At 59.1% G+C, this 15,271-nt stretch carries 13 protein-coding genes and 1 pseudogene; 6 read left to right on the top strand and 8 right to left on the bottom strand.

What is annotated here, in order from left to right:
- Nucleotides 1-68 precede the first annotated feature (68 nt).
- Together HMPREF1267_RS00950 and HMPREF1267_RS12930 are read right to left on the bottom strand one after the other, a co-directional pair.
- Entirely contained in the window at nt 69-752 is a 684-nt protein-coding gene (locus HMPREF1267_RS00950; protein ID WP_023016486.1) for a LysE family translocator, read from the bottom strand.
- 72 nt (nt 753-824) lie between these two features.
- A pseudogene (locus tag HMPREF1267_RS12930) lies at nt 825-2,062 on the bottom strand (IS3 family transposase).
- Nucleotides 2,063-2,144: 82 nt separating this feature from the next.
- Here HMPREF1267_RS12930 and HMPREF1267_RS00945 point away from each other — a divergent pair.
- The 3 genes from HMPREF1267_RS00945 to HMPREF1267_RS13530 all read left to right on the top strand — a co-directional run bounded on the left by HMPREF1267_RS00945 (nt 2,145) and on the right by HMPREF1267_RS13530 (nt 4,046).
- A complete protein-coding gene (locus HMPREF1267_RS00945) occupies nt 2,145-3,119 on the top strand; it encodes an NAD-dependent epimerase/dehydratase family protein (protein ID WP_034653306.1) in 975 nt (324 codons plus the stop codon).
- A gap of 297 nt (nt 3,120-3,416) precedes the next feature.
- The gene (locus HMPREF1267_RS13090) at nt 3,417-3,746 is read left to right on the top strand and encodes a hypothetical protein (RefSeq protein WP_023016482.1); all 330 of its coding nucleotides are present in this window, start codon (nt 3,417-3,419) and stop codon (nt 3,744-3,746) included.
- Nucleotides 3,747-4,046 (top strand): HEPN domain-containing protein, encoded by a 300-nt coding sequence (locus HMPREF1267_RS13530; RefSeq protein WP_366513730.1) that lies wholly within the window; start codon nt 3,747-3,749, stop codon nt 4,044-4,046.
- On the opposite strand, the gene HMPREF1267_RS00935 is transcribed toward HMPREF1267_RS13530, so the two are convergent.
- The gene (locus tag HMPREF1267_RS00935) at nt 4,047-4,397 is read right to left on the bottom strand and encodes a VOC family protein (protein ID WP_023016480.1); all 351 of its coding nucleotides are present in this window, start codon (nt 4,395-4,397) and stop codon (nt 4,047-4,049) included.
- Nucleotides 4,398-4,510: 113 nt separating this feature from the next.
- Here HMPREF1267_RS00935 and HMPREF1267_RS00930 point away from each other — a divergent pair, with 113 nt between their 5' ends.
- Nucleotides 4,511-5,236, top strand: a complete 726-nt coding sequence (locus HMPREF1267_RS00930; RefSeq protein ID WP_023016479.1) for a TIGR02391 family protein — start codon at nt 4,511-4,513, stop codon at nt 5,234-5,236.
- Between the two features lie 911 nt (nt 5,237-6,147).
- Here the strand turns inward: HMPREF1267_RS00930 and HMPREF1267_RS00925 are convergent.
- The 5 genes from HMPREF1267_RS00925 to betA form a co-directional block, all read right to left on the bottom strand.
- Nucleotides 6,148-8,040 carry a cation-translocating P-type ATPase gene (locus HMPREF1267_RS00925; RefSeq protein WP_023028087.1) on the bottom strand — a complete coding sequence of 631 codons (1,893 nt, stop codon included), beginning with the start codon at nt 8,038-8,040 and terminating at the stop codon, nt 6,148-6,150.
- Nucleotides 8,037-8,396 (bottom strand): helix-turn-helix transcriptional regulator, encoded by a 360-nt coding sequence (locus HMPREF1267_RS00920; RefSeq protein WP_023028086.1) that lies wholly within the window; start codon nt 8,394-8,396, stop codon nt 8,037-8,039. Before HMPREF1267_RS00920 ends, HMPREF1267_RS00925 begins: the two co-directional genes overlap by 4 nt.
- A gap of 113 nt (nt 8,397-8,509) precedes the next feature.
- Nucleotides 8,510-8,719: a hypothetical protein gene (locus HMPREF1267_RS13525; protein ID WP_023028085.1), complete on the bottom strand. Its 210-nt coding sequence runs from the start codon at nt 8,717-8,719 to the stop codon at nt 8,510-8,512.
- Nucleotides 8,720-8,972: 253 nt separating this feature from the next.
- Nucleotides 8,973-9,101, bottom strand: coding sequence for a hypothetical protein (locus HMPREF1267_RS00910; RefSeq protein WP_005280591.1), 129 nt, complete (start codon nt 9,099-9,101; stop codon nt 8,973-8,975).
- A gap of 190 nt (nt 9,102-9,291) precedes the next feature.
- Entirely contained in the window at nt 9,292-11,067 is a 1,776-nt protein-coding gene (gene betA / locus HMPREF1267_RS00905) for a choline dehydrogenase (protein WP_023028084.1), read from the bottom strand.
- A 333-nt stretch (nt 11,068-11,400) separates the two neighbouring features.
- Here betA and betT point away from each other — a divergent pair, with 333 nt between their 5' ends.
- A complete protein-coding gene (gene betT, locus HMPREF1267_RS00900) occupies nt 11,401-13,641 on the top strand; it encodes a choline BCCT transporter BetT (protein WP_023028083.1) in 2,241 nt (746 codons plus the stop codon).
- A 45-nt stretch (nt 13,642-13,686) separates the two neighbouring features.
- Nucleotides 13,687-15,264, top strand: coding sequence for an aldehyde dehydrogenase family protein (locus HMPREF1267_RS00895; protein ID WP_023028082.1), 1,578 nt, complete (start codon nt 13,687-13,689; stop codon nt 15,262-15,264).
- Nucleotides 15,265-15,271: the final 7 nt, after the last annotated feature.

The raw sequence follows: 15,271 nt of genomic DNA, 5'->3' as shown, positions 1-15,271 counted from the left end.
ACATTCATATGCATTTTTACTAACGCAAACAACTGTAGGAAGTGTCTCACCTGCAGCGAAACAGGTAACTACTGTGACTTCAGCAGCGCGGTGGCGCCTTCCCCGGCCATCACCACACCGAGCAGCCCAAAGACTAGGCCTGAGACCATATCGATGCCGGCGGAATACCGCGCCGTCCACCGCGCGGCCGCGCGCACGAGCAGCGCGAAGGAAGAAAACCACACGAAGGACATGGCGGCAAGAATCAACGCCACGGCGATGGTCCACCCCACAGACATTTCCGGGCGGATGAATTGGGCGAATACCGCCCCGAAAAACACCAAAGCCTTGGGGTTCGACAGGTTAGTCACCAGCCCCAGCTTGAAGGCCCGCCAGTTGGTCATGTCTTCGACGTCGGCATCGCCAGCCGCCCGCGCCTGCTCCGCGTAGTCTTCCGTGTCCACCTCGCGCGCGGGTGCGCGCCGCGCGGCTAACCCGCTGCGCAGGGACAATACGCCCATGTACAGCAAGAAAAGACCACCGAGCAATTGCAAGATGCTCAGCACGCCCGGCCGCGCCGTAATCAACGCCGATAAACCTGCCAGGGAGGCGACAATCCAAAAGACCGTTCCGCTAAATACCCCCACCGCGCACAATAGCCCGGCGCGCGTGAATCGTGGGGCCACGCGGATGACCTGCACGATATCCGGGCCCGGAGACACCAAAGCCGCGAGCCAAATCCCCATCAGGGTAAGAAGTGAGGAAATGGTCATGAACTAGATCCTTGTACCAGATAGAGGTTTCAGTCTGTAAATAATAGTAGTGAAGTGTCCCGAGTTTTGTTCCTAGGCATTTGCCTTGATTTCTATTATTCCCTGTTGCGGGTTTTTCTTCCACAATTCGGTTTCCGCCTCGGCTGGGGTTCGATATCCCAGGCTTTGGTGGAGCCTTACCTCGTTCCACCATGACACCCACTCGAATGTCGCGATTTCTACCTCGACAACGTCATTCCACCTGCGAGTATGGATGAGCTCGTTCTTGTAAGAGCCGTTAACGTTTTCAGCTAGAGCATTGTCGTAGGAGTCACCGACGGTCCCAGTGGAAGCGGCAATCCCGTGCTGGGCGAGACGCTGGTTGTAGACAACGCTGACGTACTATAAGCCGTGATCCGAATGGTGAATAAGGCCTGTTGTTTCCTTCGCGCTCACAATCGCTTGGTTGAGTGCTTGCAGCGGTAATGCCTGAAGTGCGCATCGAGTCCGATAATGCCCATCCGACGATCCGTCGGGAGTAAACGTCAGTGACAAACGCGGTGTACACAAAGCCTTTCTTCGTACGCACGTAGGTAATGTCGGCCACCCACAGCTTGTTTAAGGCCCTGGGCTTTGAACTCACGCTCGACCAAGTCCGGGCGCAAATCAGGCACGTTAGCTTTTCGGGTTGTGATTGGTGATCCGCCTTTGCCTTTGCCAGAAACGCCAGCTAGGCGCATCAGTCGGGCGGTGTGTTCACGCCCGATATCGATTCCTTCACGGCGAAGAGCATGCCACATTTTCCGCACACCGTAGACACCATAATTATCTCTATGAACAGCACTAATGCGTTCAACCAACGCAGCATCGCGAAGTCGACGAGCACTTAACCCACGGGCCTTGGACTGGCGATACCCACGCGAGGTGATAAACCCACCAGCCCGGTTATTTTTCAACGCCAGTGCAGATGAACTCGACAGAGAAATAATTCCGGTTTTCATCGATGAACCGGATCATTTCTTAACGTTTCGGGTCGAGTCATGAGGCGAAAAAGCTGACGCAGCCTTCAGCAACTCATTGGTATCTCGAAGCTGGTGATTTTCACGGCGTAGCCTGGCATTTTCGGCAGCCAAATCTTCAGGCACAGGTTCTGGGGTGTTTCCCGCACGACGAGCAGACTTAAGTCCATAGACGAGCCGTGTGCCATGAAACCCCAACTTTGCAGCTACTGCCTGGCACGCGGGGCGCATCGACATGTTTTCCGCCAAGATACGATCCTCTACAAGACGGACCACACGGTCCTTCGCATCCTGGTCAAATTTTCTTGGCATATTCCAGATTTTCCCATCTACTCAAACGGAACAAAACCTGGGACACTTCACGTGTGAGAAGGTTTCGTGCACAACTAGTGACATGAACTTTTTATTGCTCGGTGGTACCGGTTTCCTTGGAGGACACATAGCGACTGCAGCAGTCGAGCGAGGACATGAAGTTACTTGCCTTGCACGGGGTAACGGGAAGGTTCCCAACGGAACTGACTTTGTGAGTTCGGACCGTGACCGTGACGGTGCGTACGATGAGGTTGCGGGGAAAACGTGGGACACCATTGTGGATCTGACGAGTCAGCCGAAGCATGCGCGGGATGCGGCGGCGAAACTCGAGGCCAAGCATCGTATATTTGTGTCCTCGAGCAGCGTATATGAGGATCAGGGAAGTATTTCTTCTGAGTCTGATTCCGTAGTCGCTCCGCTTGAAATTGACTACATGAAGAACATGGGGCAGTACCCAGCCGCAAAGTCTGCTTGCGAAACGATTTATCGCAGCACAAATCGGTCGGTAATGGTAGTTCGATCCGGTCTGATCGCCGGCTACGGCGACGAAACAGGGCGCAGTGGTTACTATCCGTGGCGCTTCGCGCATCCCACGGGTGAGAACGTGATCGTCCCAGACCCGGCGTTTCCCGTCGCTATGATTGATGTGAAAGACCTTGCAGGCTGGATAGTTGAGTCTGCAGAAGTTGGGACTTTCGGAACCTTTAACGCTACGGGGTTTGCTACTTCCTTGTCCGATGTGTTCAAGATTTCGCGTGAGTTAACCGCATCGGAGGCTACGGAACGACCTTGCTCTGATGAACTGCTTCTCGCTAATGATGTAACCCCGTGGATGGGCCCAAAATCGTTGCCGTTGTGGGTACCAGGTGAACAGTTTCGCAACATCGCGCTACTCGATTGCGCCGCAGCCTACGAAGCTGGCCTGCGGATTCGCCCGTTGAAAGAAACATTGGCGGATGCGCTGCGATTCGAAGAAGAACATCAGGGGGAAAGACTCACTGGGCTCAGCGATGAAGAGGAAGTCGTGCTTCGCCAGCGGTTAGAAGATGGTATTTAGTTTCGGCAGGACCAGTTTTAGTTGCAGTCGGGACCGCGCTGAGTTGGTTTTCGCCCCGCGACTGACTGTTAGAATGAGTCCGAATCTGACTTGAGGGGAACTTCGGCGGTGCTAGCTCTTCATGACGCGGAACGATCTAGCCTGCGGAGGCTGCCTTTCCGAGCAGGAAACGCCTTGCGGCACACTTTTCGGCTTCTCGAATCGCTTGCAACTGAGTGAGGTAGCCTTCTTTCGCCACTCCGTCGAGTTTAAATTTAATACTACCTCTGGAAACAAGAAGTAAAGGAAGTCAGGGATATGACTGCGTTAGAGGCTGCCCAAGAACTCTTAGAGGATGTCAATTCCCTTCTTGACCACCATCCCGCACAGAAGGACCCTAAGCCGGGAAAGCCCGCGGGGCCAGGTTACGGGCCGTTACTGCGCGCGGGTACATCCCTCTGCTATACGGCGTGGGAGGTCTATGTCGAAGAATCACTGATCGAGACGGTTGAATGGCTTTTGACGAATAAGAAAGCCGATGAGCTGCCGGAAAAGTTACGGTCGTGGGTGGCTGAGCAAAGTAGTGATCCGTGGGTGTTCGTGGGCGACTCGTGGCGATCGGCTGTACTTGAACTTGTTCGATTGTGAATCGAAGGAGATTCGGACGGCCGTTACGGATTCAACACAGCTAGCGTTGGCGGTGTCGAAAGCCTGTACAAAAGTATCCTCGGTTTCTGCCCGCTGCGGGAAATCAAATGGCAGAAGAAAACCAACGCGGCGGTGCGGAAACAGGTTTCCGAGCTGGTCATAATACGAGGTGAAATTGTGCATCGAGGTTCAACGCCCGATGCGCTTAACCTTGGTCTAGTCCGTAATTGGGCTGATTTTGTTCGGCGACTGATTGAAAAATTCGATGAGCACATGGTTGAATTTAGGTGCAATGTGTAGCTAGGCCTTGGGGCTGCCCACACAGAACTCGTTGCCTTCCGGGTCCTGCATGACGGTCCACACCAATCCCGGCGCTTCGTGGGTGGTGAGTTCGGTGGCGCCTAGGTCTTTGAGGCGTTCTATTAAAGTTTCGCGCTCCGCCCCGCCAACGTCGACGTGCATGCGGTTTTTCCCAGGTGTCGGTTCCTCAACGCGCTGAAATCCCAGCGCCGGGGTGGAATCAACCATCACGAAATCGCCGTAATCCGCGGCGATTTCGCAGCCGGTTGCGGCGGACCAAAACTTGGCGAGCTTTGAGGGATCGTGGCAGTCGAAGGTGATCTGGCGGATCGTGAAGTTGGGGTCGCTCATGGTTTCCATTATGTGCGCGCGTCAGCGCGCCTGCAACAATGCGAGGTGTTTCTGGTGGGGGTATCAGACCAGTTCTCTCCGGCCATGTCAGCCCCATACGTCATAATGGAGGCATGGCCGAGCTGGACCCCGAGTGGGCGATCAATGAGATAGACGCGTTCCTGCAAGTCACAGCGAAGGTAGTCCCCGACATGGGCCCGGGCATCGCCTACCTTGGAACCGTTATGAGTGGATCGCCGACTGAGGCTGCGGCGCGCGCCCATGTCGTTGAAATGATCCTTGACCGAGTGCTTCCCGGGTGGAGACAAGGACTTCCGGTCCAGGACAAGGAGTATAGCTGGCTGAGGGGTCAAGCGGCCCGAGCCAAGACAGCGCTTGAACGTCGGTCTGAACTCGCTGAAAAGCTCGGAGAGAACACGCCAGACTTAGATGCAGCCAATCTGCATCCGTGGGCGTGGGAAAATGGCAAGGGTTACTGGAATCACGGGCACTACCATCAAGCCGTGATGCAGGCTGCCATCCGCGTCAATGCAGAGACCCAAGCGAAACTGAACCGCCTAGACGTATCTGAAACAGCACTTTTCAACGAGGCGTTTTCACTCCGTGATCCGAAGCGTAATGTGCCGCGCCTTCGGCTTATGGAAAATGATGGCAGTAAGACGTTTGAGAACCTGCATCGGGGCGCCCGCGCCTTTGCAGAGGGCTTGTACGCGGCTATCCGCAATCCCGGGATGCATGTTCCACACGACGGTGGTGAGGAGCAAGTCGCGTTGGAGCAGCTCGCGGCTTTCAGCCTATTGGCTCGCTGGGTTGATAAGGCTACCGTCCTGGAGGGGTGACAACATCGGTTTACGGGATAGCAGTCCGCTTGAGCGAAGGATGTGGGGAGCACGAACGCCTGTGATGGAGGTGCCGGGTGCTCAGTCAGCAAGGCCGTCCAGGACCATCGCCGTAGTTTTGTGCAAGGTTAACGCCAGCGACTGGGCTGGGTCCAAGAATGAATCTCGCACACGTTAAACTGCGCCGACACTCTGTGGAGTTCAAATTAAACGTGTAACGCGGGGCGTTGATGACGCTTCGCGTTATTGGGGGGGTAGGTTGAAGCGCGGCCTGTTCGTTCGCCGACGCGGCCGCCGCCGGATTCTCGGCGGCGATTCCGGCCCGAACCTCGGGGACATCCCCCATCTTCGATAGCTTTAGTGAGCACGACCATCTGATCTGGTGCGCTGGTTTTCGTTCGGCTCTCGGTCTATTCCGCCACCTCATGCGCGGCCGCGAAACCGCGGTGAAGAATCTGCATCTAGTCGGTTACGGCAACTGGAACGGCGAGGGCTCGGCAACGCTGATGAGGGTGGGGTCTTTTGTCAAACACACTGCCCAGGTAGTCGCGGGCTGTGTCGATGAGACTCGGCAGCACTCTGAATAGATGTCCGTGGTATCAAGGCCGCTGAACTATTCAAGTTGCGGGACGAAAAGAGTCTCGCAGTGACGCTTGGTCCCTGAGCAAGTTCGATCCTTCCACGATCTGCACTGGAGACGCCGAGCGCTCGGGGGCCCTTGACCGGCTGGGGCACGTGCCGGGTGGTGGCTCGCCCACAGCCCCCGTGCCCACACGCACCGAGAACGGACAGGCCACCGGGTACGATCCCAATTCCACGGAGACGGACCGTGAACTCGAATGACGTGCCTGGCCCAAGGTGTGTCCGCTCGGCGTGTGGTTTAACCCCTATGAGACTTGCCGGTCACAGCCTCAGCGCTTCGCTTGCGCAGCCCGCAGGCCGTTCAAGATCACGATCACTTCGGCGACCTCGTGAACCAACACGACGGCGGCCAGACCCAGCACGCCGCTGATCGCCAGTGGCATCAACACGATGATGATGGCCAGAGACAGCACGATGTTCTGGTTGATGATCCGGCTTCCTCGGCGGGCGTGCTGCAGCGCCTTCGGGATTAGCCGGATGTCGTGGCCGGTGAAGGCGACGTCAGCAGACTCGATCGCGGCGTCAGAGCCGGTCGCTCCCATCGCTATGCCCACCGTCGCACCCGCCAGTGCCGGCGCGTCATTGATGCCGTCGCCGATCATCGCCGTCGGCGTCTTGGAGGAGAATTCGGCGACGATGCTTGCCTTGTCCTCAGGGCGCAGCTCGGCGCGCACGTCGTCGATTCCGGCGATTCCAGCCAGCGCCCGGGCGGTGCGAGTGTTGTCGCCGGTGAGCATGCTTACTTCCACATCGTTGGCGTGCAGGGCCTGCACGGCTTCGGGCACCTCGGGCCGCAACTCATCACGGACCCCGATCGCCCCGGCGAGAGCGTCATCGACGGTGACCAGGACGCAGGTCTGGCCCTCGGACTCCATGCGCTCAACGTCTGCTTTCAGTGGCCCGGCGTCGATCCATCGGGGGCTGCCCACCAGCACCCGTCGGCCTTCGACGGTGCCGCCGATGCCATGCCCAGCTTCCTCGCTGATGTCCGAGGCGGTGGGCGCTTCGGGCCCCGCTGCCGCGATCGCTGCGGCGAGGGGGTGTGTCGATTGCTGCTCAACTGCTGCCGCGAAGGAAAGCACCTGCGGCCGATCGAATCCGTCTGCCGGGACCACTCCGGTAACCTCAGGCTGGTTGCGGGTAAGGGTTCCGGTTTTGTCCACTGCCAGGTGACGGATGCCGCCGAGTCGCTCGAACGCCGCGCCGGACTTGATGACCACTCCGAACTGGCTGGCCGCGCCGATCGCGGCCACGACCGTCAGCGGCACGGAGATTGCCAGCGCGCACGGCGACGCTGCGACCAGGACTACCAGTGCACGGGTGATCCACGTCTCAGGGTCGCCCAGCAGCGAGCCGATAACGCCGACCAGCACCGCCAGGATCATCACCCCGGGCACTAGGGGTTGGGCAATCCGGTCGGCGATCCGGGCGCGGTCGCCCTTTTCCGCCTGCGCTTGCTCGACTAGGTCCACGAGTGTGGTCAGCGAGTTGTCCGTTCCAGCTGCGGTCGTCTCGACCTCCAGCACCCCGGCGGAGTTGATCGCTCCCGCAGGCACTTCGTCGCCGGGCGCAACCTCCTCCGGAATGGATTCTCCGGTGATCGCTGAGGTGTCAAGGCTGGAGCGCCCGGACCGAATGATGCCGTCCGTGGCGATCCGCTCCCCGGGGCGCACGAGCATTAGCTCGCCAACCTCGAGGTCCTTCGCTGCGACCTCGGCCGCTGTGCCGTCGCGCAGCACCGTCGCGGTCTGCGGTACCAGCTTCAACAGTGCCCGCAGTCCGCCTTGGGCCCGGTCCATCGCCTTGTCTTCCAGTGCCTCGGCGATCGAGTACAGGAACGCTAGCGCCGCGGCCTCTCCGACGAATCCGAGGATCACCGCGCCGACCGCGCTGATCGTCATTAGCAAGCCAATGCCGAGCTTGCGCTTCGTGACAAGGTTTCGGATCGCTCCAGGCGCGAACGTGTAAGCGCCCAACAGCAGGCCAACCCAATACAGTACCGTCGCGGGCGTCTCCAAGTCGGACCAGTCCAGCGCCAGTCCTGTTATGAGGGCTACGCCGGAGAAGATCGGCAGCAGTAGCTCAGGGTCCTTCCACCATGGCCGATCGAGCTCGTCAATCTCCGTGCCGGTTTCGTGTTCGCATCCACATGCTGAACTCATGCGTTCTTTCCTTTCTCGCCGCAGTCGGGCACCGAGCACTCAGTGTCGATACAGGGGGCATTCTCGTCGACGGCCAGCGTCGCGTGGACCAGCGCTTCGAGCGCTGCCGCGAGGTGCGGATCGGCGATTTCGTAGCGGGTTTTACGGCCCTCCGGCTCAGCGACGACAATGCCACAATCGCGCAGGCAAGACAGGTGGTTCGAAACGTTCGAGCGGGTCAGATCCAAGCTTTGCGAGAGCACAGCCGGGTAGCTCGGACCGTCTAGTAGGGTTATCAGGATTCGGGAGCGCGTCGGATCAGCCATGGCCCGGCCGAGCCGGTTCATGACGTCGAGGCGCGAAGCAATAGTCAGCACATGCTGAACTATACAGTGTTCGGTGAACTATTTAAAATGGGCTGAACTAACAGTCACGCGAAAGTCCTGCGACCTGCAAGAATTAGTCGATGGGATAGACGATGACTGGTCCTTCACGGTTCGGCTGCCAACAACGAGGGGGCGACGTGGGCGGCGAAATTCTCCAGAATCTTCACGTGAATGTCCACACCCACCCCTGTGGGGATGGTGATGAACAGGGTGTCGGCGGACATGACGGCGGCGTAGGTGCGGCCAGCGACACTGACACCAGGTTCTCCCTCAAGGGCTAGACACTCACGGACATTGCGTACGGGTCGAACCACACGTAGCGAAGCTTTCTAATAGCCAAATGACTAACTCTTTTCGCTGGTATCCGGGAATGATACTTCCTTGAAGTCGGCGGTGTTGGCTACCCCACGTACGAAGTACTGGAACTGCTGCTTGGAAACCACTTAGGTCTACGAAGCCATAGCCTTCAAGCTACATCGCAGGAAAATTCCATTTCACGGTCGGTATGGGCCTTTTGCAGTTGGTTAATTCGAAATTCGTTCACCATCTCCTTAGCCACCCGCACGATTAACGCGGTGTTTCGCCATCTTCGCGCGCGGCGAGCAGCTCCTTCAGGTGCGTATCGATGTCATCGAGCTTCTTAATAACGGCAACGGCGAAAACGATACTAATGACTACAGCGATAATGCTGAGCATCACTGACCTCCTTTACTCTGGCGCTTCATTCCAGCTTCATTCCATTGGGGCCGATTCCTTGCCCGGCGATTAAATCATGGTTCTGGCCAGGCGGAGGGGTGCGCGGTGGGGAAAGGGGGACGTCGGCAAGCAAAAGCGCCGCGCCCCACAATGGGAAACGCGGCGCTAGAGCAATCCCGCGGGAGGGTGCTTAGTGGTCAGCGCCCTGGATGGAGTGCTTGTGATCGCGGACTGCTTCGCCCTCAGCGTAGAGCGGCATATCCTGCTTAGCCTTGTACCACTCGGCGTGGTTCGGCTCGAGCGGCGTGCGGCCGGCAATAAGATCCGCAGCCTTCTCGCCCACCATCATAGTTGGGGAATAGATATTGCCGTTGGGCACCGAGGGGAATACGGATGCATCGGCAATATACAGGCCATCGATGCCCCATACGCCCATGGTCTCTGGGTTCACCACGGCCATGGGATCGGACTCATCGCCCATCTTGGTGGTGCAGGATGGGTGCAGTGCGGTCTCGCCGTCATTGCGGACCCACTCCAAGATTTCCTCATCGCTTTGGACCTCTGGGCCCGGGCTGAACTCGCGGGCGCCAACTTCCTCCATCGCCTTGGTATCCAGCAGGGAACGGGCGACGCGGACGGCTTCTACCCATTCGCGGCGGTCCTGCTCGGTGCGCAGGTAATTAAAGAGGATGGAGGGCTTTTGCCGGATATCGGAGCTCTTGATGTGCACGTGGCCCTTGGTATCGGAGAACATCGGGCCAACGTGCCACTGGAAGCCGTGCTTAACGTCGGCCTTTTGGCCGTCATAGCGCACCGCCATGGGCAGGAAGTGGAACATCAAGTTCGGGTAGGCCTCATCCTCGTTGGAGCGCACGAAACCGCCGCCCTCAAAGTGCGAGGTAGCCACCGGGCCCTTCTTCGTCAGCAGCCACTGCAGGCCCATAAACGGCCAACGCCACTTATCCAGGTAAGGCTGGGAGGAAGCGGTGGACTTGGTGGTCTCGTACTGGATGTAGACCTCGAGGTGGTCCTGCAGGTTCTCACCCACGCCTGGCAGGTGCTTGACCACATCGATGCCGTGCTTTTCCAAGATCTCGCGGTCGCCCACGCCAGAGACCTCTAGCAGCTGCGGGGTATTGATGGCACCGGCGGACAAGACGATCTTGTCTGCGAAAACGCGGTGGGTGCCACCCTGCCACTCGTATTCCACGCCCACTGCCTTGGTGCCTTCAAAGAGGATCTTGGTGGTAAATGCGCGGGTACGCACCTCAAGGTTGTCGCGGTCCTGGTTGGGGTACAGGTAGGCGCGGGCAGCAGACCAACGCTTGCCGTGCTTGATATTGCGATCGAAGGGGGCAAAGCCTTCCTGACGGTAACCGTTGACGTCATTGGTCAGGTTATAGCCCGCTTCTTGTACCGACTTAAATAGCGCCTGGAAAAGCTGCGAGGTAGCCGGGCCGCGGGACAGGTAGAGCGGGCCATCGTGGCCGCGACGCGGGTCATCGTCATCCGCAGCAGCGGTGGTTTCCATGCGGTTGAAATACGGCAAGCAGTGGGCAAAGTCCCAGTTATCCATGCCCGGGTTCTGGCCCCACTTTTCGTAGTCCATGGGGTTGCCGCGCTGATAGATCATGCCGTTAATAGAAGAAGAACCGCCGAGTACCTTGCCGCGGGCGTGGTAGATGCGGCGACCATTCATCTCCGGTTCCGGATCGGATTCATACATCCAGTCATAGTTCTTTGCCCCGATGGGGAAAGAGAAACCGGAAGGCATGTGGATGAATAGGTCCCACAGGGAATCCGGGCGTCCGGCCTCAAGAACGAGCACGCGGGTGTCTTTGTCCTCGGTCAGGCGAGCCGCAATGACGGAGCCGGCAGAGCCACCGCCGACGACGACCACATCGCTGACCTCATCCGTCGCCCTCTTTGTCGAGCGCTTCTTAGTCAACTTATCCACAATACCCATAAATCCCCTTCCTTCTGTGAGCCATCTCACGCGTAGTTCTCGCCGTCTTTCGGGCGGATCCATTGTATCCTGCGCAAAAAATCTGCGCTTTTCCGCTTTCATTTATGCACAATAGCGCCCCCAGAATACACATCCGGTGGACGTTTTCCCAGATTAATGTATATTTACGGTGTTCGGATATGCATCTAAGTAGATGAAATCCGGGGTCTTTACGCATAGATTGCCCGCATATGATTTATGCCACCAACCTATCTCTCACCCCTCTTTTTCGGGGACTATGGGGCACTCGTGCGAAGGATTCGGTACTTAATCGATCAAGACTAGGAGAAGTAGATGGCTAACCTTGGTCCGCACGACCATGAGGAGTCCCGCACAGGGGACTCCGACACCTCTCTCGCTCGCTCCGCTGGGGATACTCGCTCAGCTGGGGACAAGGGCCGTAAACCGCGCAACCAAGTACGCGCCATCGTCGGCAGCTACAAGGCCGAAACCGGCGATGATGTCGGCGCCGATGAGGTGGCCGCGCCCAAGCCCAATTGGCCGGTCTTTATCATTTCCGGTGTCCTCATCATCGCCATGGCGCTGTACGCGGGCTTCGGGCAGGAGTCCGCAGCGAATACACTCGCCAGCGTCACCGGATGGATTGGCACGAACCTGGGATGGTTCTACGTCCTGACCGCCACCATCGCCGTGGTCTTTGTCCTCTACATCGCCTTTTCCAATACCGGCAGCATCCGCATGGGACCAGACCACTCCCGGCCCAAATTCAATACCTTCTCGTGGGTATCCATGCTCTTTGCCGCCGGCATCGGCGTGGACCTCATGTTCTTCGCCGTGGCCGAGCCGGTCACGATGTACATGGATCCGCCGGTGGGCGATGGCGAAACCATGGAGGCCGCCAAAGAGGCCGTGGTCTATGCCATGTTCCACTACGGGCTTACCGGCTGGGCGCTCTATGCGCTGATGGGCATGGCCTTTGGTTACTTCGCCTACCGCCTGAATATGCCGCTGGCTATTCGCTCGGCGCTGTACCCGCTCATCGGCAAGCGCGTGCATGGGCCCATTGGTTCGGCGGTGGACATTGCCGCCATGCTGGGTACCGTCTTCGGCGTTACCGCGTCCCTGGGCATCGGCGTGGTGCAGCTGTCCTACGGCTTCCACCTCATCTTTGGCATCGAGCAGGGCCTGGGGCTGCAATCCGCACTCATCATCATCGCGGTGGTCATCGCAACGCTATCGGCCGTATCCGGTGTGGATAAGGGCATTCGCTTCCTCTCTGAGCTCAACGTGTACCTGGCCATCGCGCTGATGATTTACGTCGTGGTCTTTGGCAAGACCGCCTACCTCTTCGACGCCATCGTCACCAATATCGGTGACTACGTCTCCAAGTTCCCCTCCTGGACGCTGGAGACCTTCGCCTTTGCTGAGGACCAAGCCAGCGTAGATACCTGGATGCAGTCCTGGACCCTCTTCTTCTGGGCCTGGTGGATTGCCTGGGCGACCTTCGTCGGCCTATTCCTGGCCCGCATTTCCCGCGGCCGCACGCTGCGCCAGTTCATCCTGGGCACGCTGACCTTCCCCTTCCTGTTCATCCTGATGTGGATGTCCTTCTTTGGCAATACCGCCCTGGACATGGTGCGCTCCGGTGATTATCCGGAATTTGCGGAAAACGCCATCAACGTTCCGGAGCAGGGTTTCTATGACATGCTCCAGGAATTCCCTGGCTCCGCCATCGTCATCTTCCTGACCACCTTCATCGGCCTCCTGCTGTATATCACCTCGGCGGACTCCGGTGCGCTGGTCATGTCCAACTTCACCTCCCGCATCACGGATAACCGGCAGGATGGCGCCCGGTGGCTGCGCATTTTCTGGTCCATTACCGTCGGCGCGCTCACCTTGGCGTTGCTGCAGCTCGATGGCATTGCCACCGTGCAGTCCGCAACCGTGGTCATGGGCCTGCCCTTCGCGTTCGTGGTCTACCTCATCATGTTCTCGCTCTGGAAGTCGCTGCGCCTGGAAATCGTCCAGCGCGAGGCCCGGAAAACCGCCTTGCACGGCGCCATCAGCAGCCGCACCGAGCGCGAGCCGAGCGATTCCAACCTGTGGAAGAACCGCCTGGACCGCGCCAACTCCTTCCCCACCAAACAGGACATGGATGACTACCTGCGGGGAACTGCCGCCTACGCCCTCGAGCAGGTGGCCACGCAAATGCGCACCCGCGGCTATGACGCCATCTTGCTTACCAGTGAGCTTCCCGATGCCGAATTGCCCCAGCTCGATCTCGAGGTCCGGCTGCACAACGAGCGCCAATTCCGCTACCAGCTCTTCCCGGTTTCCGCGGAGCGACCGGACTTCTGCGAGGGCGACGGCGAGTACTACCGCCTGGAGGTCTACGACATGACCGGTTCGCTGGGCTATGACGTCTACGGCTACTCCGAAAACCAGATCATCAATAACGTGCTGGACCTGTACGAGCGTCACCTGGCATTCCTCTACATGCAGCAAAGCCAGCCGGGCGATTCCGATGTCTCCGATGGCGCCGAGCCGGAACGCACCTGGCGCGAAGATAGTTAAACTGGCGGGCAATACCGCCGCAATTAGAGAAAGGTTGCTTGCACTTTGAGCACCCAGAACACCTTGTTCGATCCCACGACCACCGAACTGCTCCAGGGCGTGCACTCCGGTGATGCCCCGAAGTCGCTCTTCATCAACGGCCAGTGGGAGGCCGCCCAGGATGGCGAGACCCGCACCATTATCTGCCCTGCCGATGGCTCCACCGTCGGCGTCGTCTCTGAGGCCTCCGAGGCAGATACCCTGCGTGCCATCCAGGTTGCACGTGAAACATTCGATAAGGGCGAGTGGGCCGCAACGCCGTCCGCCGAGCGCGGCAAGATCGTCATCCGCCTGGCGGATTTCATCCGTGAGCACAAGGAGCTTTTCGCCCAAGCCGAATCCGCGGATACCGGCAAGCGCTACGAGGAATCCCTGGGCGATATGGACGATATTGCCAATGCTTTCGAGTACTTTGGCACCTTGGCCCAGCACCAAGCTGGCCGCGTGGTCGACCCGCAAGATCCCAACCTGCGCTCACGCATCGATGCCGAGCCGGTGGGCGTCTGCGGCCTGATTACCCCGTGGAATTACCCGCTGCTGCAGGTGTCCTGGAAGGTAGGCCCGGCCCTTGCTGCCGGCAATACCTTCGTGCTCAAGCAGGCGGAGCTGACCCCGCACACCGCCATGCTGCTCATGGCTGCGCTGAAGGAATGCGGCCTGCCAGATGGCGTGGGCAATCTCATCACCGGCGCCGGCGCTAACTGCGGCAATCCGCTCTCCCAGCACCCCGACGTGGACATGGTCTCCTTCACCGGCGGCCTCGTTACCGGCAAGCTGATTGCAAAGAACGCGGCCGAAACCGTCAAGCGCACGGCGCTAGAGCTCGGCGGCAAGAACCCGAACGTTATCTTTGCTGATGCCAACTTCGACGTCGCCGTGGATAATGCGCTCAACGGCGCCTTCTTCCACTCCGGCCAGGTCTGCTCCGCCGGCTCGCGCATCGTGGTGGAAGAGTCCCTGCACGATAAGTTCGTTGCCGCACTGGTCGAGCGCGCCGAGAAGATCAAGATCGGTGGACCCACCGATGACAAGGCCGAGACCGGTCCGCTTATTTCGGCCGACCACCGCGAGAAGGTAGCAGCCTACGTGGACAAGGCCCGCGAACAAGGCGCCAAGATCCTCACCGGAGGCCGCGCCGCCACCAGCGAGGACACCAACGGCCAGCACGGCACCGGCACCACGGATCTGGGCCAGGGCGTGTACTACCTGCCCACGATCATCGATGGCGCTAGCCGCGAGATGGACTGCGTCCACGATGAGGCCTTCGGCCCGACCGTGACCATCGAGACCTTCACCACCGAAGAAGAGGCCATTGAGATCGCAAACGATACCGAGTATGGCCTGGCTGGCGCGGTGTACACCTCCGATGCCGGCCGCGCCGAGCGCGTTGCCCGCGCCCTGCGCCACGGCACCATTTGGATCAATGATTTCCACCCGTACCTGCCGCAGGCGGAATGGGGCGGCTACAAGCAGTCTGGCAACGGCCGCGAGCTGGGCCCCACCGGCCTTGCCGAATACCAAGAGCACAAGCACGTGTACCAGAACCTGGCCCCTGCCGCATGGGATCAGTTTGGCCTGCAATAAGGCTCAA

It is taken from the genome of Corynebacterium sp. KPL1824, assembly GCF_000478095.1.
In the GTDB taxonomy this organism is placed as follows: domain Bacteria; phylum Actinomycetota; class Actinomycetes; order Mycobacteriales; family Mycobacteriaceae; genus Corynebacterium; species Corynebacterium accolens.
The sequence above is the reverse complement of the archived record's forward strand: the minus strand, read 5'-3'. Positions and strand labels throughout refer to the sequence as shown.

Excerpts from the sequence above, each read along its gene's own strand:
- HMPREF1267_RS00950 (WP_023016486.1), bottom strand. The coding sequence starts at position 752 with ATGACCATTTCCTCACTTCTTACCCTGATGGGGATTTGGCTCGCGGCT.
- HMPREF1267_RS00945 (WP_034653306.1), top strand. The coding sequence starts at position 2,145 with ATGAACTTTTTATTGCTCGGTGGTACCGGTTTCCTTGGAGGACACATA.
- HMPREF1267_RS13090 (WP_023016482.1), top strand. The coding sequence starts at position 3,417 with ATGACTGCGTTAGAGGCTGCCCAAGAACTCTTAGAGGATGTCAATTCC.
- HMPREF1267_RS00935 (WP_023016480.1), bottom strand. The coding sequence starts at position 4,397 with ATGAGCGACCCCAACTTCACGATCCGCCAGATCACCTTCGACTGCCAC.
- HMPREF1267_RS00930 (WP_023016479.1), top strand. The coding sequence starts at position 4,511 with ATGGCCGAGCTGGACCCCGAGTGGGCGATCAATGAGATAGACGCGTTC.
- HMPREF1267_RS00925 (WP_023028087.1), bottom strand. The coding sequence starts at position 8,040 with ATGAGTTCAGCATGTGGATGCGAACACGAAACCGGCACGGAGATTGAC.
- HMPREF1267_RS00910 (WP_005280591.1), bottom strand. The coding sequence starts at position 9,101 with ATGCTCAGCATTATCGCTGTAGTCATTAGTATCGTTTTCGCCGTTGCC.
- betA (WP_023028084.1), bottom strand. The coding sequence starts at position 11,067 with ATGGGTATTGTGGATAAGTTGACTAAGAAGCGCTCGACAAAGAGGGCG.
- betT (WP_023028083.1), top strand. The coding sequence starts at position 11,401 with ATGGCTAACCTTGGTCCGCACGACCATGAGGAGTCCCGCACAGGGGAC.